Below are 21,850 nucleotides of genomic sequence, written 5' to 3'. Positions count from 1 at the left end.
GTTTCAAAAAATCTCAATCGATAACAATGAGTTTCACCTCTCCTTCTTTTTTGAGAAGTCTCACTCCTACATTATGTGGATAACGCGACAGTTCCACATCGATTCTCCAATCACCCACCTTTAAGTCCTGAATAATGACTTTATCCAGAAAGTCAGGTAGTCTTGGTTCCTCAAAAATCACTAAATTTTTGGTGGCATCAATTTTTAATCCAATGGCCGATTGTAAGAGCAGAAAGACCGCCCCACTGGACCAAGCATGGGGGGCACATGCAACTGGATAAAGTGTCGGTCCTTCTTGACCTCTCCTAGCTATTCCTCCAAAAAGTTCAGGTAACCGTTGAAGGTCGAAAAAAAGGGAAGCTTCAAAAAGTCCTTTAAAAAGTTTTATAGCCATCTCTTTCATTCCATAGGACATCATTCCAGCCGCAATAAAAGCGGTATCAAAAGGCCATACCGAACCATTGTGATAGGAAATAGGATTGTAGCGTACTTCTGTAGAAGCCACAGTACGGATGCCCCAACCTGTAAAAAATTTATCACTCATAAGAAGCTTACCAATTAGCTCTGCTTTATCTTGTTTGGCAATCCCTGTATACAGGCAGAGGCCAGCATTTGAAGCAAGAACCTTACATTTTTCTTTTCGCCCATCTAAAGCCAGTGCATAAGAAGAAAGTTCTTCGACCCAAAATTCCTTTTCGAATTTTTCTTTCAATATCTCAGCTTCCTTTAGCAGCCTATCATGCAGCGAGATCTGACCTAAAACAGAAGCAAGATAAGCAATTTTTTTCTTTGCGGCAAAAACGAACCCCTGCACTTCACATAAAGCAATTGGACCCACGGGAAAGGAACCATCCTTCTGGAATACAGAATCAAAAGAATCTTTCCAGCCTTGATTGGTTAGTCCTCTTGAACTTCTTCTTCGATATTCTACAAACCCATCGCCATCAATGTCTCCATAGCGATCAATCCAGAGAAGAGCCAGTTCTATATTTGGCCAGATTTCTTCGATAAATTTTCTGTCCGCGGTCCGCTGATAGTATTCAGCAGCAAGAAGAAGGAACAGACAGGTTGCATCAATGCTTCCATAATATTTACGAAAAGGAATCTCGCCCAGATTGGCCATTTCTCCTTCTCTGGTTTCATGCAAAATTTTTCCCGGCTCAGCATCCGCTTCAATATCAAAGTCTTTTGCTTGATTGGCCGCAAGAAATGACAAGACCCCTTTTCCAAGTTCAGGAGCCAACCAAAGGCATTCAAGAGTGGTAATAATCCCATCTCTGCCAAATGGCGTACAAAACCAAGGCACCCCAGCGTAGGGAAAGGGACCTTGGGGAGTTTCTGTTATTAACATTAAAAGATCAGACAGAGATCGATTAATCCACCCATTGAATTGGCTGTTAGAGGTCCATATTTTGCACCACTTTTTCTCGGATTCTTTGTAAGCCTCAATCGATTTATTGGAAGCCTCTTTATAGTTTAAAAAAGAAGGGAAAGCTCTCTTTTCATGGCTTTGAAAACATTCAACAGATAAATGAATGAGCTTTTCTTTTCTTGGGATAAGTTCTAAAGATACAGCCGCTGACGTAGCACAAAGATTTAGGGGCTTGGGATCGAAAAAAAGCAGAGTCTGACGCAAAATATTATCTAAGCCAAGATATTGAAAAAGGACGCTTTGCTCTGTAACGACGGGATCCAATAATTGTCCTCTTTTTTTTCTTTTTGTTCCACGTACTTCAAACAGATCGACAAAATCAGCATTAAATTTGAACAAAAGGATAACTTGAACTGGAACTTCTCCATAATTACAGATACAAATTTCTTCATAAAGGCATGACTCCCAAATAAACTTCGAACGAGTAATGAGCAAGGTTTGTTGTCGGATAATCTTTCCTTCTTTTTCTATCTCCGGGTTAGATAAATCAATAGTAAACATCGCATTATCTTCTCGAATCGTCGAACTGAGAAAAAGAGGATAGCTTTTTTCAATGAATAGAACACTTTCGTTAAGGTGTCTCGTGCCCCGATAATAGAGTCCCTGATCTCCTAATCCCAAGGGTTGGATATCTCCTCGCCGATCAAAAACGCCAAAAGTTTCTTTGTGTTTCAAAACTCGAGTGCGATCATCTGCAAAAGGAGAACACACCCTAACATAGTACGTATCGCCAATCTGAATAAAATCTTTTCCATTTTTTAAACCTATAATTTTACTCTCCATAAAGCAGATTGTTATATATCGATAAGTAAGATTGCGCCATTTTTCTTGCTGTAAAATGATTTAACACATGTTTTCGACATTCCTTTCGATCAATTCGATCGATATCCATAATTTTTTTTACTCCCTCATTCACCGAATGGATAATGTAGCCTGTTTGCCCATCAACGACAATTTCTGGAACAGATCCATTTCTCCATCCAATAACAGGAGTCCCACACGCCATCGCCTCAATCATAACCAGTCCAAAAGGCTCTGGCCAATTGACAGGAAAAAGGAGCGCAGAGGCATTGCCTAAAAACACTTTTTTTTCTTCTTCTCCAATTTCTCCAATAAATTCAACAGGGGCTTTTTTAAAAAGAGGAAGAATAACTTCCAGAAAATATTGTTTATCCACCTCGTCAACTTTTGCAGCTATTTTTAAATCCATTCCTACCCTCTTTGCTATTTCAATGGCTCTTTCGATTCCCTTTTCAGGAGAAATTCTACCAACAAAAGCCAGATAATTTCCTTTTTCAGGATAAAAAGGATAAAGATCTGCCGGAATGCCATGATAAACGGTACCTACCCAATGGATCCAAGGAAGAAATGAGCGTTGGGCCTTCGAAATAGAGACCACAGGAATCCGATCAAATTCTCTATAAAGAACGGTTAAATCTGGAAGATCAAGTCTTCCATGGAGAGTGGTAAGGTGCTTGGTTTTGCTCCGTTTTGAAAAAGGAAAATGGAAAAAATCGATATGGTAATGAATGATGTCAAAAGATTCGGCCATTTGAAACACTTTTTCTAACATCAAAATGTGATACACCATGGGGTCTTTTTTGTGTTTTTGAAGCCGCAAAGATTCGGGAATAACAGATACAAGCTTTCCTTTTGTGATCGAATCCCCGCTAGCAAAAAGGGTTGTTTCATGTCCAAGAGTAATCAATTCCTCGGTTAAATAGTGGATAACTCGCTCTGTTCCTCCATAAAGTTTTGGAGGAACTCTTTCATACAAAGGAGAAACCTGAGCAATTCTCAATAGAAATCCTCCTTTTTCAAATTCAGAAAGAAGCTCAAAATTTAAAAAAAGAGGTGTTTTAAAAGAAATGAGCTTTTAAAAAGAACAATAAAAAAATATAAAAAATAGACTTTATTTCAAATCCTAATCTTTTAGCGAGAGCCCATTCATGAACAAAGACAGTTTGTTTGAAATGATTCAATTAAAAAACGTTACTCAACTTTACTGGGATCTTTCCGTAGCTGAACTCTATGAACAGGCGATTAAACGGCATGAAGCTTTGCTTTCAGCTTCAGGCTCTCTTGTCTTTCATACTGGTCAATACAAAGGAAGAACGCCTAAAGACAAATTTATCGTCAAAGATCAACAGACAACAGAACAGGTCGATTGGGGAAAGATTAATCAACCTTTTGATCCGCTTTCCTATAAACGGCTTAAAAGCAAAGTGCTTTCCTATCTTCAAGATAGAGATCTTTTTATCCAACGGTGCTATGCTTGCTCCAATCCCAACCATCGCATCAATCTTTGGATATTATCCGAACGGCCTATTTATTCTCTTTTTTCACGAAATTTGTTCATAGTTGAGAAAGATCCAGAAAAAAGAAAGTATCTGCTCCCTGACTTTATCCTTATCCACGCTCCAGGCTTTAGGGCCGATCCAGAAACCGATAAAACACAGTCTGGCGCCTTTATCATTCTTAATTTCGATGAAAAAATGATTCTTATTGGTGGTACTGGTTATGCTGGAGAAATTAAGAAAGCTGTATTTACTGTATTAAATTTTTTATTACCACAGAAAGGTGTATTTCCAATGCACTGTTCTGCCAATTTCGGAAAGGATCCTCAGGATTCAGCCATTTTTTTTGGTCTTTCAGGGACTGGCAAAACGACCCTTTCTATTGATTCTACTAGATACTTGATTGGGGATGACGAACATGGGTGGGATGATAGCGGAGTGTTTAATGTTGAGGGCGGCTGTTATGCGAAAGTTATTAGAATAAGTAAAGAAGGAGAACCAGAAATCTACCAAGCTGCCTTGCGTTTTGGAACCATACTCGAAAATGTCATTATCAATCCACAAACTAGAGAAATAGATTTTAACGATGATTCCCTCACAGAAAATACCCGGGCTGCCTTTCCAATTGAATATATTCCGAATGCTTCAGGTCAACTTGCTGGCGGGCATCCAAAAAATATCATCATGCTTTGTTGCGATGCTTTTGGGGTTCTTCCTCCGGTAGCAAAACTCAATCCCGAGCAAGCCCTCTATTATTTTCTTCTTGGTTATACAGCTAAAATCGCGGGAACTGAAACAGGAATTCAAGAGCCAACAGCTGTTTTCAGCCCCTGTTTTGGTTCTCCCTTTCTTCCCCTCCCTCCAAAAGCGTATGCAAGAATGTTTAAAGAGAAAATTGAAAAACACAAGCCCAATGTTTGGTTGTTAAATACGGGATGGACTGGAGGGCCCTATGGCATTGGCAAAAGAATAGCTCTTGAAACTTCGCGCAGGCTTGTTAGAGCTATTTTAAGTGGAGAACTAGCAAAAGCTGATTTTATCCAAGAGGAATATTTCCATTTTTCTATTCCCCAAAGTTCTCCGGATGTACCAACTGAAATTCTTCATCCAAGTAAATCCTGGAAAGATTTATCCCAATACGAAAAAACAGCAAGGGAACTACAAGCGCTTTTTGAACAAAATTACCATACTCTTTCTCTTACTTAAATTCTGTCTATTTATTCTTTTAGAGCAATCTATCCTGTCCATAGTTGAGAGAAGATATGGAAGATATTGGCCTTAAGATCGTATTTTTTTTAATTAGGACTATAAGATTCCATACCATGTATATTTAATGGTGCCTTTTCTTGCAGGCATTTCCAAGTGCGTTTACTCGAACTCCACTGCCTCTTTTCTTCCCATAGAGCAGAAAGGTGTCTTAAAGGTTCCTCGCCCATTAGCCCTACATTTTTTACAAGATCTCACTACTCTCATCCTCTAAAAGGAGGCTCTCTAAAAGATCCACTTTTTACCAGACATCGGCTTATAGCTCTTTTAAGGGGCTCGTCGAACTACCGGCTTAGAGCAAATTTTTCTTTTCTATCTTCTTCCTCAATGCCTCACTACCCAAAAGGATAACTTCAATTTCTTCTGTGATTTCCTCTTGTCTAAGCCTATTAGCTTTTTTATTCAATTCTTCTACTTTCCTATCAAGCTGGTCTAATGCCGACTGCATATGTTCCATTCTTATTTTGCTTTCGGCCAACAGCGATGAGTAAAAAGCAAAAAATAATCCAACCAGAAGAAAATTATCTACAAGATCCATAAAAAACTCTCTTGGATCTATATAAAGTAAGGGCGTTGAAGGCACTTTTTTCCTAGCAGCTTGGATTTTTTCTTCAGAAACAGGTATTGGGAGCAGAATTTTTCTTGTAATTTCATAATTGTCGGGAAGATGAAAAAATACAGAGACTGAAGTGGGAGGTTCCTCTTGAATCAAAGCTTTCCGTACGAGTTCCAAAAAATCAAAAATAAAAGGAGCGACATCTTCTGCCACGCTTGGTCCTGAAACCGCTTTAATAATTTTGTGCAGGCCGCTTGCACGACTTTCCAGTTTGCTTCCTACTAAAATCAACCCATACTGGTCAGGCAACATAGAAGATCTCTCCATATTTTCCCAGTAGCTTGTCAGAGAGGAGTTGAAGTCTCCACAAAATCCCCTTTCCGATCCAATCAAAATATACAGGGGTCTATCTATTTTAAGTGGCCGACTAAGAAGATCTGGAAAGGAAGGGAAAAAATCATCGGCAATATTCTGCAAGGCATCGACTGCTTGTTTTTGGCTTTCAAAATATTTGGCGATTTTTCTCTGTTCCACAAGAGCCATGTTCTTCATGGCCTTCATGATTTCGCCTATCTCTAGAAGTGCTCCACGATATTTAATTAAATCTCTACGTTTGCTCATGCTACTTTTTGTTCTATTTGCTGAACGGTTGAACTGATAGAGCGAAAAGCTTCCTCTATTTCCTTTAGCCATTTTTCTCTTGGATCGTCTAGAACCAAAGTCGTTGCTTTAAATTTCTTTAAGAGCTCTTCTTGAAAAACCCTCAAATTCTCAAAGGGAACGTCGTCGAATAATCCCTCGTTAAAGGCAATCAACCAACAATATTCCTGTTCGGGTGAAATAGGAGAAAGTCTCTCCTGCTTAAGAAGCTCTCTTAAGATCCTGCCTTTTTTAATCTTTTTTTCTAGAGAGGCTTCCAGTTTTGTTCCAAATCGGGTAAAAACTTCAAGTTCTAAAAATTGCAAATAATCTAGTTTCATCCTACCCGCTTCTTTTCTTAAATGAGGATGCTGTGCAGCCCCTCCAATTCTTGAAACAGATCGGGTTACATCAATGGCAGGGAGAAATCCGGAGGAAAAAAGAAACTGTTCAAAATAAATCTGCCCATCGGTTATGGAGATGAGATTCGTAGGAATATAGGCAGCAAGTTCTCCCTGTTGAGTTTCTACAATGGGTAAAGCCGTCATGCTCCCTCCTCCTTTTAATGGAGAAAGATGTGTAGAACGTTCCAGTAGTCTAGAGTGCAGGTAGAAAACATCACCTGGATAAGCTTCTCTGCCAGGGGGTCTGCGTAAAAGCAGGGATAACTCTCTGTAAGTTTGGGCATGAAGGCTTAAGTCATCATAAATCACAAGGGTGTCTCTGCCTTTTTCCATCCATTCTTCAGCTATAGTGCAGGCAGCAAACGGAGCAATGTATTGAAGTCCTGGGAGTGAAGTCGCTTCAGCAACGACCACAGTTGTATAATCTAAAGCAGAGCATTCTTTTAGCGTATCAATCACATGGACAACGGTTGATCTTTTTTGACCAATAAGACAATAGACACAAAGAACATTTTTATCCTTTTGATTGGCAATGGTATCTAAAGCAAAGGTTGTTTTCCCCAGTCCATTATCTCCAATGAGCAACTCCCTTTGTCCCTTTCCAATAGGAATCATTGCATCCACAATTTTATTGCCTGTATAGAGAGGCTCATTAACGAATTCTCTATCAATGATTGCAGGAGCTTTCACTTCTAGAAGCCGTTGTTTAGAAGTTATCGGTGGGCTTCCTCCATCTAGAGGATTACCTAACGGATCAATCACTCTCCCAAGGAGCGAATCTCCAACAGGAACGCTTAGCCTACGGCCTGTCTTGTGGACAAGGGTTCCAGACATGATGTTTTCGGTTTGAATAAGCATCATGGCTCCTACCAGTTTTTCACTCAGACTGTAAACAAGAGCCACACTGCCATCTTCACATTCCAGCAGATCGTCGATTGCAGCCAAAGATAATCCATCAATCCAGGCTGTCCCATCACCAATAGCCACAACCCTACCAAATTCTTCCACTTTAGGTTCGAATTTGTACTGTTCTACCCAATGCGCCACTTTTTCAATAGGACTAAGAGAACCTGCTGAGCTTTGATTCATCTATTTTCCTCCTGGATAAAAAACTCAAGTTCATCTTCAATGCTTGCTCGAGCTATCCAACTACCTATGATAATTCTTATTCCAGCCATGATTTTTTGATCTTGGACAAATTCAAAAGAAAGCTCTCTTTTTGCAATCTGCTCTAAAAGCTCTTTAAGTTTTCTTTTTGTTGCTTCTTCCACTGGATAAACACTCTTAATGCAGACTGAATGGATCGCTTCTCTTTCGATTGTCTGTTGGATCAATTCAAGGGTTTGTTCTGGTAAGGAACGGAGTCTATCCAGGCAGAGCTCAATAAGCTTCTTTTCGACTGCTTCAGAAGCTAGTTTTGATAGAAAATGGGCAACAAACTTGGCTCCGATCTGAAGAGCTCTCCTTTCAGCTTCAATTTGCATGTCCAATTTTCTCTTCTCTTCCAGCACTCTGTTCCTTTCTTTCTCAAGCTCCAATGCTTTTTGGTTTTCCGCTATTAACTTCGCTCTTTGTATTCTTAATTCCTCCTGAAGCTCTTCTTTTGCTTTCTTTTTTTCCTCTTCCCATAATTTTAATCTATTTTCATAATCGGCTTTCAGTTTTTCTGCAGCCTCTTTGGCCCGTTGAGCTTCATTCCACATGGAGGAAACGACTTCCTTTCTTTGCTTGATGAAGTTTAAGACTGGCTTATACAGGAATCTTTTGAGTAGCCAGACAAAAACAAGAAAGTTAAAAATCTGAAGAATGAAAGTCGTCTTATTCCAGTTCATTCTTTTACTTAAAACGGATTATTTGGTCAGATATTCGAGCATTGGGCTTCGGAAAAGAACAATTAAAACAATAACTAACACGTAAATTGCCAGAGATTCGATCATAGCAAGGCCAATGAGCAACCAGCGAGTAATTGATTTTTCAAGTTCCGGTTGTCTTGCTATGGCTTCTAATGCCTTAGCAATAGCGATTCCCATGCCAAGTCCGGGACCTACGACTCCTAATCCTATAGCCAAGACAGCCATTGCAGTGACCAAAGTTGAAAATAACCCAATATTATTCATTTTTTCCTCCTTTTTTTAGTTCGAAGTTTAATCTATTTTTTTTCTGCCAGTGCCTCCATGCCACTAGCAATATAAATCAAAGCCAGAATACCAAAGATGTAAGCTTGGAGAATCGCTTCGATCAAATGTAACAACATAAAGGCCACTGGAGAAAGAAACCCTGCAAGAAGCAAAAGAATGCCAATGCCAATTTCCATGCTCGACATGTTCCCATACAATCTAACAGCTAGCGTGATGGTGCGGGTAATTTCGCTGATTATGTGAAAAGGGAAAAACCAAAAAAAGGGGACAAAATAGGTCTTTAAGTATGTCCAAAGCCCTTCAGCTCGTATGCCGTAGTAAGGAACAGCAAAAAAAACGATACAGGCTAAGGCCGATGTTATAGAAAGATCTGCCGTAGGAGAATGAATCCCTGGAATAAGTCCGATAAGATTACAAAGAAGGATGTAAATCCAAAGGGTCCCTATCAGAGGAAGCACTTCTTGAGGATTTTTGGGAATAGTATCATTTACAGATTTCTCAATAAAGGAAACAAGCTCTTCTATCACTACTTGGAAATATCCAGGAGATTCCAATTTAAAACGACGGATAGACACAACTGAAAAGACCACTACAACGGTCATGATACTGATTGAAGTCAGGGTAGACTCGCTTAAGAATTTTATGTTGAAAGGATCCGACGGCATCATGACCTCTTTTTAAATTAAATCTTGTTGCGTATAAAAACATACACATTCAAAGCCCCTAGAATCACTCCTAGAATAATGAACGATATGGTCCAGTGTATCGCATAACCTGGAAGCTTTTCATCAAGCCATTTTCCCAGATAAGCGCCAATGATCACCGGAATGATAAATAGCACTCCAAGCGTTCCTAAAAAAACTGTTTGCGACAAAAGAGTTGGCTTGAACTTTTGAGCTTTCTCTTTTTTTTCAACCTCTTGTTGTATTTTTTCAACGAATTTTTTTTTATCCTTTTCCATGCATACTCTATAAGATAAAACTACTATTTAGGGGCTTCTTTTTGCATTTCCCACATTCTTTTAAGCATCTCCTTTTCAAGATTTTTAGCTCTTTCTCTCATCTCTTTTCTCTGCTGTTCTTCCATTTTTAATTCCTGCTCAAGATTTATGGAGATCTTCTGCATATCCTTATCCACGAAAAAATGAGGCGTGACTATCGAAAGGATATTCCTGTTAAAATACAGGATCCCTCCAGACAAAGCGACATAAGTAGGTAGTGGATCATCAATAGTAAAAAACCAGCAGAGACTAAGCAGCAAAGAAGTCATAAAGGTTTGATGTCTGGCCATGATCCCAAATTGCCCACTTCGATCAGAACCATGGAAAAGGGTAACATTGTTAAATCTTAGTTCCTTAGTGGAATCAATCATCACTAGTTCGAAAGTTTGCATCAAAGATCCTATACTATTTTTTCTTAAACTCTTCTTTTAAAGAACCCTTCATATAACATTGATCTTCAGAAAGATGATCATAATCCCCATTAAGAAAAGCTTCACAGTCATCAAGGGTATCAGATAGAGTAACACTGACTCCTGGAATGCCTGTGTGTTCAGCTGTCGTAAAAAAGGGTTGCGTCAAATACCGCTGGATTTTTCTTGCTCTTAAGACAATCTGTTTGTCTTCTTTGGATAACTCTTCCATGCCAAGCAGATTGATGATATCTTCTAGTTCCTTATACCGGGAAAGATATTTTCTGACTTCCGAAGCAATAGTATAATGCCTTTGGCCAAGGAACTGTTTATCCATAATACGACTCGTCGAAACCAGAGGATCAATGGCTGGATAAAACCCTTTGGCTGCTTGAGATCTTGAAAGAATAACCACCGTATCTAGATGAGATAAGATAGCCATCACCGCTGGATCCGTCATATCATCGGCCGGGACATATACAGCCTGAACAGCCGTGATGTTCCCAGTCCTTGTTGACACAATCCTATCTTGGAGTTCAGCCACTTCAGAGAGTAAGGTCGGTTGATAACCAACCATCGCAGGCATCCTTCCCAATAGCCCAGAAACTTCGCTGCCTGCCTGAACAAAACGGAATAGATTATCCATCAAAAAAAGAATCTCCGTTTGGAGCGTATCTCTAAAATATTCTGCATAGCTTAAAGCCGTCAACCCTATCCTAAACCTTACCCCTGGAGACTCATCCATCTGACCAAAAGCCATCAGGGTTTGAGGCATCACGCCTGCTTTCTGCATCTCCTTCCAGAGCTCATGGCCTTCCCGAATCCGTTCGCCCACCCCTGCAAAAACCGAAACTCCATGATGAATCAAACTCACGGCCTTCATGAATTCCATCATCAGAACAGTTTTTCCAACGCCAGCCCCTCCAAAGAGTCCAGTTTTTCCTCCTTTTACAAACGGACAGAGCAGATCGATTACTTTTATTCCAATCTCAAGAATCGATTTTGGACCTAAGGTATTATCCAAGGGAGGAGGATCAGAGAAAATATTCCGGTAGCCATCTGGTTCGATTGGCCCCAATCCATCAAGAGGCTCTCCAAAGATATTAACTAACCTTCCTAGATATTTTTTTGACACGGGAATAGAAACTGCACATCCCGTATCATACACATCCATTCCCCGACGTAATCCTGCTGTTGCATGTAGCGTTATCGCACGGAGATGATGCTCATCGAGATGCTGATGCACTTCAAACACATAACTTTCGTGATCCAGATAGGTTTTTAAACAGCGGTGAAGAGGCGGTAAAATCTGACATTCTATATCAACGACCGGACCATGTACTTCGACCACTTTGCCGATAAGTTTTTCTGAAAAAGGCCATCCAGATTTCTTAGACGCTGGTTCTGGTTGTGAACTTTCCCTATCCCTTTGAGTCAAAGCGGGCTGAGGAGTCATCATAAAAAGTTGGTCAATAAATGAAACACGCTGTCAAAAAATAGGGTTCGATTTAAATTATATCCATACAATAAACTACCAAACACAAAACTATGAAAATAGAAAATAGTCTTCTTTTGACTGATTTGTACGAACTAACAATGATGCAAGGCTACTATTATCATACAATGGAAGGAATGGCGACCTTCGAATTTTTCGTCAGAAAGCTGCCCAAAAATAGGAATTTTCTAGTTTTTGCTGGGTTAGAACAATTGTTAAATTTTGTAGAATCTGCCCATTTTGAAAAAGAAGAAATTGAGTGGTTAGCCAAACAAAACTTCCGGGTAGATTTTCTCAATTACCTCGAGAATTTTAGATTCAGTGGGGATATCTATGCAATGCAAGAAGGAACCATTTTTTTTCCTTTTGAACCGGTTCTAAGAGTCACAGCTCCCATTGCTCAAGCCCAATTATTAGAATCGAGGCTTATGAACATTCTCCACTATCAAACACTTATCGCTTCCAAAGCGATTCGCTTTACATTGGTGGCTCCAGAGAAAAATCTTATAGAGTTTGGACTGCGTCGAGCTCATGGCGCTGAGGCATCCATTTTTTCTGCCCGAGCAAGTTTCATTGCTGGATTTAGTGGCACTTCTAATGTCTTAGCTGGCAAATTGTTCGAAATCCCTATCCTAGGAACAATGGCTCACTCCTTTATCCAAGCGCATGATGTAGAAGAACAGTCCTTTTTTGATTATGCGATTGCTAATCCGCAAAATGTCACATTACTTATTGACACTTACGATACAGAAAGAGCTGCAAAACTAGTCGTAAAGCTTGCTCCTAAATTAAAAGAAAAAGGCATTTCTATAGAAGCAGTCCGCTTGGATAGTGGGGATCTAGAGTTGCTGTCAAAACGGGTCCGGTCGATTTTAGATACTGGTGGACTCAAAGAAACGAAGATTTTTGCCAGCGGCAATCTTGATGAATATAAACTAGAGGCTCTTGTCAAATCTGGTGCTCCAATTAATGGCTTTGGCATTGGAACGTCTTTAGATACCTCCAGTGATGCTCCTTACCTTGATTGTGTCTATAAGCTTCAGGAATATGAAGGGAAACCTAGGAGAAAGAGATCAACAGGTAAAGCCACTTGGCCTGGGACCAAGCAAGTATTTCGATATTTTAATAAGAACGGTTCAATGCAAAAAGACCTCATCGGTCTAGCAACCGAAAGTTATCCAGCCGTTACTTTGTTGCATCCTGTGATGCGCAGTGGAAAAAGAATTTATCCGAAGGAATCTCTCACTGAAATCCAAAAGAGAACAAAAGATAATCTTGCCAGGCTGCCTTCTGAAATTAAAACTTTAGAGCCAGCAACAACGACTTATCCCGTCGAATTTTCTCAGTCTCTTATCTCTTTAAGAGACCAACTAGAAAGAGAAGAACTACAGCCTGAATAAAAATAATAGCTTCAATAGGGTTGCAATCTCCCTATCTATAAGATTTGTTACTTAAAATATGAAAAACTCATTTATCAGAGAAAAACTTGTACCTCCTGGAGGAGTGGACAAAGTTTTACTCCATTCGTGTTGTGCCCCTTGCTCAGCCGAAATAATGGATGCGATTATTGCTTCTGGGATTCATTTAACGGTGTTTTTTTATAACCCCAACATTCATCCACGCGTTGAATACGAAATCCGTAAAAATGAAAACATCCGTTTTGCAAAGAAAAGGGGAATTGAGTTTGTTGATGCCGATTACGATAAGGATCGTTGGTTTGAAAGAGTCAAAGGCCTTGAATGGGAACCTGAAAGAGGAAAGCGCTGCACAGTCTGCTTCGACATGAGAATGGAACGCACAGCCCTCTATGCCTATGAACATGGATTTAAGGTTTTTAGTTCTAGCCTTGGGATTTCCAGATGGAAAGATTTCGATCAAGTAACTTCGGCTGGCATAAGAGCGGCTTCTCGCTATGGCTTGGAATATTGGAGCTATAACTGGAGAAAAAAAGGGGGATCCGAACGGATGATTTTGATTTCAAAAGAAGAAAATTTTTATCAACAACTCTATTGTGGATGTATCTATTCTCTCAGAGATACCAATCAGTGGCGATTGTCCAAAGGCAAACCAAAAATCACTTTCGGGAAAACCTTTTATGGCTTTGATGCAGAAGATTCTAATTCTGCTTCTAGTAACCTCCATCCACCTTCTTAAAATCTATTCCCATGAAATACCATGAAGAAAAACCTTTTCTTGAGCATTTAGAAGATCTCAGATGGGTCATTATTAAATCCCTAATGGCCCTGACGGCAGGAGCGGTAGTTTGCTTTGTTGAAACAAAACCCTTGATGGCTATTCTATTAAGACCCCTTAAAGCCGCTGGAGAGGATCCTCAAAAAGTTTTAAGAGTCTTAGGAGTAGTGGATCCATTAAGCATCCAGCTCCAAATTAGTTTACTTGGTGGATTAGTATTGAGCCTTCCCTTTATTCTTTATTTTATCGCTGAATTCATCATCCCTGGTCTTACCCCTTCAGAATTAAAACTGCTTTTCCCTATTTTCAGTGCTGGAACCCTTCTCTTTGTTGGAGGCATTCTTTTTTCTTACTTTATACTCCTTCCGCAAACTCTGCGTTTTTTTTCCACCTACAATCAATGGATGGGAATACAAACCGATTGGACGCTTCAAAACTACGCAAATTTTGTTGTGCAAATGTTAGTGTCTTTTGGGCTTGCTTTTGAACTACCTCTTATTATTGTCCTATTGGGCCTACTTGGGATATTAAATACTTCTACATTAATTCATTACAGAAGGCATGCAATCGTAGCTATTGTCATAGCTGCTGCCTGCATTACTCCTAGCTCGGATCCTTTAAGTCTACTCTTTCTTTCTTTCCCCATGTATCTGCTTTACGAAGCTTCCCTCTTAGTTGTCAAAAGCATAGAATCAAAAAGGGGAATCTCCCAAAATCGGACGATAGAAAATAGAAAGGAAGAGCTGTTTTCTTAGTTCCTTATCCTAAATATTCAAGAGCATTATTTTTATTTCGCAGAATCACCGATCCTCCAGGGTTCAAAAGAATGGCCTCCACTCTCTTCTTATCATCAAACTCCAAAATCAACTGCTCCTCATTTTCCAAAACTTTTTGAAGGTATTGCCCTGGCCTAATTTCACCAGTAATAGCTCCTCTTGTCTTTATTTGTAACGAAGAACCATCACTAAAATCAATGGATAAAAGTCCTTCTTTAAGCTCCGTTTTGGTTACTTTCCTGCCTGCAATAATTTGAGAGAGCTTTTTATTTAATCCCATATGAGTTAATAACTTGAATCATTCTTTCTAGAAAGCAAGAAAAGAGAGAAGCCAACGGTTCATTTCACCTTCCCATCTCCCATATATTTTTTATAAGCTTCAATCCAATTAGTAGCAATTTCCTTTTGAGCTTCCTTTAAATCGACTATTCCTGCACAAACTAATTGGTGTAACCTATATTCTAGCTTGTCTTTAAGATAAGCGTTCCAGGGATAGGTCCTATAAGATTGAGGCCATAGATTTTTTATGGAATTAGAGCCGCCAAGTCCCAAAGGAATCAAATGATCTATCTCATAATGATGCTTATCGGGATGAATAATGCCATATCTTAAATATACCTTTCTTTTGAGAGCATAGGGAACATCCCTGACAAGCTTGGCATAACCAGGAACACAAATGTCCTCCTTTGTGACATCAAAAGTATCGCCCGGCGTCAACTTAGGATCGGGTAATATAGGATCCTCAATAGCAAAAAGAGAAAAAGATAGGCTAAAAAAATAAAGGCATAAGCAGAGATAAGCACTTTGAAAAAATCTTTTATTCATAGGATCTTTCTCCTTCTGTAATTCCTTGCCTAAAGTTTACAGGAACATAATGTGGAGCAACACCCCGTTCCTTCCTACTAGGGTAGAGAGGATAATTATCTCCATCACCGCAAGACTCCACCCACTTTGAAAGCATCCTTAGTTTTCTTGAACTATCATATCTAAACCTATTAGCTACTTTCAGAGTACCCCCCTTTTGCTTTCCAAGCGCCAAATCCAGTTTCTTATCCAGACTAGTCTGTTCCGCCTCCAAAAAGTGGTATCTAGGAGTTTCGCTCTCAGCATCTTTGATATTCCTCAGAAGCAACGGGTCTCAGCTATACAGCATTTACTTATCCAATGAAATGGCCTTCTTGGCATTGGACTCAACCGAATATCAAGCGTCCTGAAATAGTTCAATCATTTTCTTAAGATGCACCGAAACAAGCAATACTTTCACCTGAGAGGGTTCAATTTGCAAAAGTTTACAGAGGGCTTTTCGATAAAGCATAAGTTGAGATTGGTATTTTTTCGCAAGCTCATACAGACCCTCTAGAGAACAAACAAAATCAGTCTTAAAATCATAAATTTCACTGCTGATTCCTTTGTCTGACTCTACTTTTTTTATATGAACCCTATCAAATGAGCCTTTTATCCAAAGCCCCTCGACTTCGAGACAAAAGTTTTTTTCTATCCAAATGTCAGTATCCTCATTCGGAGTAAATATTTTCTGAATTTCTGGTGTCTGCAAACACTCCAAAACATCTTGAAATGGATTTCTTTCTTTGTCTTCCCCTTTATATTCTAAGGCTAACTGTTGTAACGATTGGACTAACGGGTCGGTTAGTCTCTCTAGGCGTGCAAACAACTCATGAACTTTTCGGCCATACTCTTTATTCTTTTCTCTTTCTAAATTAAAAAGAAAAGAAAGATTTTTATTTTGAGTTTGCTTTTCTAATGAGGAAGGAGAAATAAAGTTGTCTCTTCGAATTGGTCTGGGCAAAAAAAGAAGATCCTGGCTTGAGCAACTGATGGAATCTTTCTGGATTTGATTTCCTTTTTTTCCCTGCGGAATCCAATTTCTTTTACCCGTTTCAAAAATGGTAAGCAAAGGAAAACCATCAAAAAAATACTTTTCTTCTTCCTCTTTCCTATTCAATCCTTCTATGAGAAAATCTTGCCAATAAATTAATCTTTTCTTAAAAGCTTTTTTCCAATCCCCTTCTTTCAATTCTCCAATAATATACAATCCTTGCCTAGCTCGAGTCATAGCGACGTATAGAAGGGAGATTTTTTCTAACTCCTCTTCTCCTAGCAGCTTTTTATAGACAGCATTCAAGCTTGGGATCTTTTCAATGACTTCTCTTTTGGGAAGGAAAAAAATTCTCCTTTCCTTTGCTGGAGACTGATACATAATGGGTTGATCTCTAAGCTGATTCATCGCTATTTTAGATGACCCTTTGAGTTCAGTAATAAGGACAACATCAAATTCAAGTCCTTTGGCGCTATGTACTGTTCTTATTTGAATAGAAGATGGATCTTCAGAAATAGGTATGGAATAATTTTTAAAGTAGTCTAAGAACAAATCGCAATCTCTGCTTCCTGTCATATCGAAAGACTGACAAATTCGAAAAATCATTGCCATTCTCTCTTTATGAAAGTCATCCAACTGTATTTTTTTTTCCAAAACGGCAAAGAGCCAGGAAGCCACCTCCAAAAACCCTCCCATAAAAAGTTTTTCCCAAATATTTTTCCTCCACAATTCTTCTCTAAAAATGTCTCCCACAGGAGTAGCCTGTAGCCATCCTAAGGCCAAAGAATCGTTGGGATGAGCAATGGATTGAACCAAGGCAGAAAAAAACTTTGCTAAGGTATTATCTTTCCCTGGATATATCTTTCCTTCTAAAGAGACCTTAAGGTTAGAGCATGCAGATAAATAATGAAAAATATCTGCTGCTTCCTTATTGGTTTGGACAAGTATAGCGCAACTCACCTTTTTTTCTTGTGGTTTAATTTCATCGATCAATAACCTTTTTATTGCTTCAAATCGAAGGGTAGAGCTGTTAGGAGTTGTTTGTTCGCCTTGTTTTCCTTCTATTTCTTCATTGGAAGCGTTTTCCAGGCCAAATTCCTTTTCTTTAGGGGGTTCTATGACACACAAAAAACAACCATAACCCTCAAAATTGCTTTCAATACAATGTTGAACCGTCCACCTTTTTTTCCAGATTTCCACACATTCCGGGAAAAGCTCTCCTATCACTTCAAAATTTCCAAAAAGCCTATTGACCATATTCAGAATAGGCCATGCCGATCTTCTTGAACCCGTCAGCTCTTGCTTCTCTAGTTGAAAAAGAGAAACGATCGAATCAATTAACTCCCCACAGGCCCCTCTCCAACCATAAATAGATTGTTTTGGATCGCCTACACAGAAAAAAGATCGAGATCCATCATTGTTTTGTAAAAGTTCATCGACAAAAAGTTTAATCACTTTCCATTGTAAAAGACTTGTGTCCTGAAATTCATCGATTAAAAAATGGTCCCATTTTTGGTCCAGATTAAAAAAAAATGGGTTGGGTAGTTCTAAGTCAAAGGCTTCTAGAATAACCCTCGGCATATCCTCAAAAGAAAGAACCGCTTCTGTCTTTATCTTCTTGTGATAATGAGTATCAAAGAGCTGTAGCAGTTGAGCAATGCCTCGAGTTCGTTCATGAGATTTTTCAAGAAAAAAAGCAATGGTTAGCTCTGCAAGCTTCCCCAAGGACTGGGCTAAGGAAGGGCTAAGATTATACTTTTTGCGGTCTAAAGTCAACTGAAAGCATTGACCTAAACCCGGGTCGTAAGCCTTTAAAAGATTTTGGTAGAGTCTAGGAAAAGAACGGATATTTTTTTTCTGTTCTTCCCATAGCCTCGTTGGAATTCCCTCGTTTTTCAATAGGTTTTCGATATGAGCGATTAAAGAAAGAAAATCCTGATTTTTGGTTATTTCTTTGATGCAATAGGAAACATTTGGGGCTCCCCAATACTCCACCTGTGGGAAATCTTGAAAAAAAGGATAATATTTTTCTACTAACGACCAATACTTGGAAAATACGTTTTTAAAATCTTCTCCCACAAATACTTGTTCGAATGCTTCCAGAATAGAATCATCCAATTTTTTTGAATTTAGCACGTTCCAAAGGATTTCTTCACGAAGTTTTAATTGTTGGAAATCATCCAATAAAGAGAAGTTGGCAAAGGTAGCTCTTTTCTCTGGTGGAATCTGATTAAGGAGTTTATAGAAAAAGGAATCGATGGTTTCAAAATGAAGGTAAGGTAAATTATCAATTAATGTTTTTAAGGTACGAACTGCCTTTAAATGCTGAGAAAAAACCAGCTTTTCTTCACAGACTTCAGCAAGGATTTGCTGAGCTAAATTCGAGAATAGGCGATCAACTATTTCTTGTGCTGCTTTTCTTGTAAAAGTGATAATGACAACTGTAGTGGGTGGAATGCCCCTACATAAGAGGTCAATGGCTCGCTTCACCAGCTTATGGGTTTTACCCACTCCAGCCGAAGCAATCACAATCAAATGCCCTAGTTTTTCCATTTTTAAAAGTCTGTCTTAGTAGAGCCAGAAAAAGAAGAAGGGGCAAAAATTTCTGTCGGATTTCTATCAAACCAGAAATCCCATGGAGCATACTGCCAGACGACTGCTTTAGGGTTGGGAGGCCAGAATTTATTCTCTTTTATTGCTCGAATAATCCGACGGATGGCATCCATGCTTTCTTCTAAAAAATTGGACTTATCCTCTGGCCAAAACCATAATCGGCTATTGTCTTCTACTTTAGAGAGGAAATAAAAGGCAGCAAGGATAGATTTTCCTAATCCCATCGATTGGACACCATGATAATAAGCAGGCAGTTGGAAATTTACCCAACGCCACCGTTTTCCTCCTGAAAAAAAATAGGCCTCGGAGGGAGGTAGCTCTTCTTTCCCTCCTCTTGAGATATATAGATGACTGCTAAAAGGATCCTTCTTTATGCCCATGCCAAAAGTCTTGTAGTCGATGATCACCACATTATTCTCTCCTACATAGTCTATACGATCGATCCGTCCTCGAATGTTGAGTCCTTCAATTTGAAGCTCAAATTCCTTCTCTACATCGATAATCTCGGCTCCTTGATTCCTCCAATCAGCTTGAAACAATGAGAAGGCCTTTAATCGTTCAGCTAATGCCTTTTGTTGAAGCTGAAAGCCAATAGTACGTTTTTTCCCGAACCTTTCCGTGAACTCTGCTTCTAGGCGTGACTCTAAAAACGCGTAAATTTGTTCTGGATCATTCCATCCTCTTGCCTCGGTATCTTTACCAAAAGCTCCTAAAACCTTATGTATTAGACTTCCAAAAACAGATTCGTCCATTTCCCCTTTGGAGAGCGTGATTGGTTGCCAACGCATTTTATGCTTTAAATAAAAATAAAAGGGACAGTTTAAATAATCATTCAAGGCACTGACAGAAAGACTTTCTGGAGAAAAGGGCACATCAAAGGGAATTTGTAACAAAAAACAACTTTTTGTTTTTGGTTTGGGACTGGTTTTAGAAGGAAGAGTTGTAAAAAGCAAAGCAGTTCGACGAGCCAATGCCTTTTCGTCAACTTTGAAAAGAAGTCTTGAAGGCAACAAATTTTCTCCTTCATAACTAGTTTTTGATAAAAAAATATCTAGTCTGCCTCTTTTGCTGAGTCGCTCCACTAGAGTGTGAAGTATCACCATGTCTCTTGAAAGACGACTTTCTATGGTCTTCAAACCCAATTGCTTTCTGACTTTTTCAGTCAAAATACAATTAGATTCCAAAGCTTTTGGGATATCCCCTTCTTGGAATCCAGCTAAAATGAGATAAGAGGCATCGTCATAGAGCAATTCCAACCATCCTTTAAGTTCTAACTTCTCACCTTCTTCGGTTAAAAACAGCCTTTCTTCCTTCATTGCCTCAAGAAACAAGGATAAAAAGGCTTCACAGCTCGAAAAAATATTAAAAGGGACCAAACGATTAAACTGATTGAGAGATCCAACAAGAAAAGCACTAAATTTTTCCAGTTGTTCTTCTAAAAGCGAAGAGGAATTTTCTAGAGCTTCAGAGAAAAAACCTAAAAGGGCTTTGGGCCAATGTTCCGATTTTAGTTTGACAAGAAAGTCATTCAAAAGCAAAAAGGCTTTTTTGATCGAATCCTCAGAGGGATTCCTTTCTATAAAATCACTTAGAGTGGATGGAAAATAGGCATTGACAAAAGCATCGAGATTTCCCAAAAACGCATCGGCTTGATCTTGTTGTTTTATTTGAAGCCATGCATAAAACAACGGGTTGCGGACAAACTTTGTTATGGTTGCTAGAGAGGGCTCTTTAAGTAATTCTTTCAAAAGGAAAAAAAAGTCGAAAAAGGGGCTATCGACATAAGAAAGTCCAGAAAAATTAAAAAATGGAATACATTTTTGCTTCAGCTGGAAAGTAAGCAGCGCAGTCAAATGATTTCTGCATATTCCAACTGTTGTAGCTTCATTGCTGTTCACCTTAGAAACAAGCTCAATGATTTCCTCAACCATTTCCGTTTCATCCGCATGCAAATGAATAAATTGCTCTGGTAGAGCTAACACCATCTCCTGCCAAAGGCTTTCCAACGGCCTGCCTTTGGCGTCAAAATAGTGAGCATATTTTTCTGTTACAGGGAGTAGAACATCAACAGTTGATGGTTCTTTCAACTTTTCAAGAAACTGCAATGCCAAAGGATGAGGATCAAGACAGCCCGCAATGACTACTTTTTTAATCTTTGAAGGAAGTTTTGGATTTTTTAATAATTCCTGTTTGCGCCAAAAGGGATCGATAAAACCTAATCGATCCATCGTTTCGAAATATATCGTTTCAAGCACTCCAATCTCTTCGAAAAAATTATCTTCCACAAAAGCCGTTAAATCTTTCAAAACCAAGGACTTCTCTGCGAGTTCTTCCTGTGTTTTGCTAAGAATTGTTGCAAAAGAAAGAAGACTTTCAAAATCTCTATTTTCTTTTAACCATTGCCCACAGCTCCCTTTTTCAATAGCTTCAACCAATGCATTGATCCAAAAGATCTTCTTTTGCAAAGGAGTAGGTTCGACTTTATGATCAAGCTGATAATCCGGATGATTCTCAAAAAGACCCATAGGAGTGATAATCATGGGAGGAAGAAAACTCTCAGCAAGATGCATCTTAAGGGCCCGATGCAGCATTTTTCCAGATAGAGTGGTAGGAACGATCACAAGACAGTCTGAAAGGTCAAAAAACCCAAAAGAATTTTTACTACTTTGAAAAGTAATCCATTCAGCAACAAGAAGAGGGAAAGGATCCTGCCAACCAAGAAAATGGCATTCAAACTCCATTTTTTCATTCTAACTATTTGCTGTTGCGACTACCAGTGAAAAGATATCTAGGA

General features: G+C 39.1%; 19 protein-coding genes. 4 read left to right on the top strand and 15 right to left on the bottom strand.

Features of this window, described 5'->3' with window-relative positions; translation table 11 throughout:
- Positions 1–13 precede the first annotated feature (13 nt).
- Positions 14–2,215: an amylo-alpha-1,6-glucosidase gene (locus tag kam1_RS04295; RefSeq protein ID WP_052250508.1), complete on the bottom strand. Its 2,202-nt coding sequence runs from the start codon at positions 2,213–2,215 to the stop codon at positions 14–16.
- Complete coding sequence (locus kam1_RS04290; RefSeq protein ID WP_143958273.1) at positions 2,205–3,233, bottom strand: glycosyltransferase family 4 protein; 1,029 nt, start codon at positions 3,231–3,233, stop codon at positions 2,205–2,207. Before kam1_RS04290 ends, kam1_RS04295 begins: the two co-directional genes overlap by 11 nt.
- Positions 3,234–3,381: 148 nt before the next feature.
- Between kam1_RS04290 and pckA the strand changes: the two genes are divergently transcribed.
- On the top strand, positions 3,382–4,935 hold the full coding sequence (pckA, locus tag kam1_RS04285) for a phosphoenolpyruvate carboxykinase (ATP) (RefSeq protein WP_039721761.1): 1,554 nt from the start codon (positions 3,382–3,384) through the stop codon (positions 4,933–4,935).
- A 352-nt stretch (positions 4,936–5,287) separates the two neighbouring features.
- Here pckA and kam1_RS04280 read toward each other — a convergent pair whose 3' ends face one another.
- From kam1_RS04280 to atpD, 8 genes are read right to left on the bottom strand one after another with little or no spacing between them, the layout of a single operon-like run.
- Entirely contained in the window at positions 5,288–6,172 is an 885-nt protein-coding gene (locus tag kam1_RS04280) for a F0F1 ATP synthase subunit gamma (protein WP_039721762.1), read from the bottom strand.
- Complete coding sequence (locus kam1_RS04275; RefSeq protein WP_039721763.1) at positions 6,169–7,683, bottom strand: F0F1 ATP synthase subunit alpha; 1,515 nt, start codon at positions 7,681–7,683, stop codon at positions 6,169–6,171. The genes kam1_RS04280 and kam1_RS04275 overlap by 4 nt, the downstream gene beginning before the upstream one ends.
- Positions 7,680–8,426: a F0F1 ATP synthase subunit delta gene (locus tag kam1_RS04270; protein ID WP_039721764.1), complete on the bottom strand. Its 747-nt coding sequence runs from the start codon at positions 8,424–8,426 to the stop codon at positions 7,680–7,682. Before kam1_RS04270 ends, kam1_RS04275 begins: the two co-directional genes overlap by 4 nt.
- An 18-nt stretch (positions 8,427–8,444) precedes the next feature.
- Complete coding sequence (gene atpE / locus kam1_RS04265) at positions 8,445–8,711, bottom strand: ATP synthase F0 subunit C (RefSeq protein WP_039721765.1); 267 nt, start codon at positions 8,709–8,711, stop codon at positions 8,445–8,447.
- 32 nt (positions 8,712–8,743) lie between these two features.
- A complete protein-coding gene (locus kam1_RS04260; RefSeq protein ID WP_039721766.1) occupies positions 8,744–9,400 on the bottom strand; it encodes a F0F1 ATP synthase subunit A in 657 nt (218 codons plus the stop codon).
- 14 nt (positions 9,401–9,414) lie between these two features.
- A complete protein-coding gene (locus tag kam1_RS04255; RefSeq protein WP_039721767.1) occupies positions 9,415–9,693 on the bottom strand; it encodes an AtpZ/AtpI family protein in 279 nt (92 codons plus the stop codon).
- Between the two features lie 23 nt (positions 9,694–9,716).
- Positions 9,717–10,124, bottom strand: coding sequence for an ATP synthase F0F1 subunit epsilon (locus kam1_RS04250; RefSeq protein WP_039721768.1), 408 nt, complete (start codon positions 10,122–10,124; stop codon positions 9,717–9,719).
- A 13-nt stretch (positions 10,125–10,137) separates the two neighbouring features.
- On the bottom strand, positions 10,138–11,601 hold the full coding sequence (gene atpD, locus kam1_RS04245; RefSeq protein ID WP_039721769.1) for a F0F1 ATP synthase subunit beta: 1,464 nt from the start codon (positions 11,599–11,601) through the stop codon (positions 10,138–10,140).
- 89 nt (positions 11,602–11,690) lie between these two features.
- On the opposite strand from atpD, the gene kam1_RS04240 reads away from it, so the two are divergent.
- The 3 genes from kam1_RS04240 to tatC are packed head-to-tail and all read left to right on the top strand — an operon-like array spanning position 11,691 to position 14,585.
- A complete protein-coding gene (locus tag kam1_RS04240) occupies positions 11,691–13,037 on the top strand; it encodes a nicotinate phosphoribosyltransferase (protein ID WP_039721770.1) in 1,347 nt (448 codons plus the stop codon).
- A 58-nt stretch (positions 13,038–13,095) separates the two neighbouring features.
- Positions 13,096–13,791 (top strand): epoxyqueuosine reductase QueH, encoded by a 696-nt coding sequence (locus kam1_RS04235; protein ID WP_039721771.1) that lies wholly within the window; start codon positions 13,096–13,098, stop codon positions 13,789–13,791.
- A gap of 11 nt (positions 13,792–13,802) precedes the next feature.
- Complete coding sequence (gene tatC, locus kam1_RS04230) at positions 13,803–14,585, top strand: twin-arginine translocase subunit TatC (RefSeq protein WP_039721772.1); 783 nt, start codon at positions 13,803–13,805, stop codon at positions 14,583–14,585.
- Between the two features lie 4 nt (positions 14,586–14,589).
- Here tatC and kam1_RS04225 read toward each other — a convergent pair whose 3' ends face one another.
- From kam1_RS04225 to kam1_RS04205, 5 genes are all read right to left on the bottom strand, one after another.
- Complete coding sequence (locus kam1_RS04225; protein ID WP_039721773.1) at positions 14,590–14,886, bottom strand: hypothetical protein; 297 nt, start codon at positions 14,884–14,886, stop codon at positions 14,590–14,592.
- A 59-nt stretch (positions 14,887–14,945) separates the two neighbouring features.
- On the bottom strand, positions 14,946–15,431 hold the full coding sequence (locus kam1_RS04220; RefSeq protein WP_039721774.1) for an HNH endonuclease signature motif containing protein: 486 nt from the start codon (positions 15,429–15,431) through the stop codon (positions 14,946–14,948).
- Positions 15,424–15,645 carry a hypothetical protein gene (locus tag kam1_RS04215; RefSeq protein ID WP_172616755.1) on the bottom strand — a complete coding sequence of 74 codons (222 nt, stop codon included), beginning with the start codon at positions 15,643–15,645 and terminating at the stop codon, positions 15,424–15,426. Before kam1_RS04215 ends, kam1_RS04220 begins: the two co-directional genes overlap by 8 nt.
- A 162-nt stretch (positions 15,646–15,807) precedes the next feature.
- The gene (locus kam1_RS04210) at positions 15,808–18,996 is read right to left on the bottom strand and encodes a UvrD-helicase domain-containing protein (protein ID WP_143958271.1); all 3,189 of its coding nucleotides are present in this window, start codon (positions 18,994–18,996) and stop codon (positions 15,808–15,810) included.
- 2 nt (positions 18,997–18,998) lie between these two features.
- Positions 18,999–21,797, bottom strand: coding sequence for a PD-(D/E)XK nuclease family protein (locus tag kam1_RS04205; RefSeq protein ID WP_039721780.1), 2,799 nt, complete (start codon positions 21,795–21,797; stop codon positions 18,999–19,001).
- Positions 21,798–21,850: the final 53 nt, after the last annotated feature.

Origin of the sequence: Methylacidiphilum kamchatkense Kam1, assembly GCF_007475525.1 — a bacterium.
In the GTDB taxonomy this organism is placed as follows: Bacteria; Verrucomicrobiota; Verrucomicrobiia; order Methylacidiphilales; family Methylacidiphilaceae; genus Methylacidiphilum; species Methylacidiphilum kamchatkense.
The sequence above is the reverse complement of the archived record's forward strand: the minus strand, read 5'-3'. Positions and strand labels throughout refer to the sequence as shown.

Coding starts and splice junctions, on each gene's coding strand:
- pckA (WP_039721761.1), top strand. CDS start 3,382: ATGAACAAAGACAGTTTGTTTGAAATGATTCAATTAAAAAACGTTACT.
- tatC (WP_039721772.1), top strand. CDS start 13,803: ATGAAATACCATGAAGAAAAACCTTTTCTTGAGCATTTAGAAGATCTC.
- kam1_RS04220 (WP_039721774.1), bottom strand. CDS start 15,431: ATGAATAAAAGATTTTTTCAAAGTGCTTATCTCTGCTTATGCCTTTAT.
- kam1_RS04260 (WP_039721766.1), bottom strand. CDS start 9,400: ATGATGCCGTCGGATCCTTTCAACATAAAATTCTTAAGCGAGTCTACC.
- atpE (WP_039721765.1), bottom strand. CDS start 8,711: ATGAATAATATTGGGTTATTTTCAACTTTGGTCACTGCAATGGCTGTC.
- kam1_RS04255 (WP_039721767.1), bottom strand. CDS start 9,693: ATGGAAAAGGATAAAAAAAAATTCGTTGAAAAAATACAACAAGAGGTT.
- kam1_RS04240 (WP_039721770.1), top strand. CDS start 11,691: ATGAAAATAGAAAATAGTCTTCTTTTGACTGATTTGTACGAACTAACA.
- kam1_RS04225 (WP_039721773.1), bottom strand. CDS start 14,886: ATGGGATTAAATAAAAAGCTCTCTCAAATTATTGCAGGCAGGAAAGTA.
- kam1_RS04235 (WP_039721771.1), top strand. CDS start 13,096: ATGAAAAACTCATTTATCAGAGAAAAACTTGTACCTCCTGGAGGAGTG.
- kam1_RS04270 (WP_039721764.1), bottom strand. CDS start 8,426: ATGAACTGGAATAAGACGACTTTCATTCTTCAGATTTTTAACTTTCTT.
- kam1_RS04280 (WP_039721762.1), bottom strand. CDS start 6,172: ATGAGCAAACGTAGAGATTTAATTAAATATCGTGGAGCACTTCTAGAG.
- kam1_RS04275 (WP_039721763.1), bottom strand. CDS start 7,683: ATGAATCAAAGCTCAGCAGGTTCTCTTAGTCCTATTGAAAAAGTGGCG.
- kam1_RS04250 (WP_039721768.1), bottom strand. CDS start 10,124: ATGCAAACTTTCGAACTAGTGATGATTGATTCCACTAAGGAACTAAGA.
- atpD (WP_039721769.1), bottom strand. CDS start 11,601: ATGATGACTCCTCAGCCCGCTTTGACTCAAAGGGATAGGGAAAGTTCA.
- kam1_RS04210 (WP_143958271.1), bottom strand. CDS start 18,996: ATGGAAAAACTAGGGCATTTGATTGTGATTGCTTCGGCTGGAGTGGGT.
- kam1_RS04295 (WP_052250508.1), bottom strand. CDS start 2,215: ATGGAGAGTAAAATTATAGGTTTAAAAAATGGAAAAGATTTTATTCAG.
- kam1_RS04205 (WP_039721780.1), bottom strand. CDS start 21,797: ATGGAGTTTGAATGCCATTTTCTTGGTTGGCAGGATCCTTTCCCTCTT.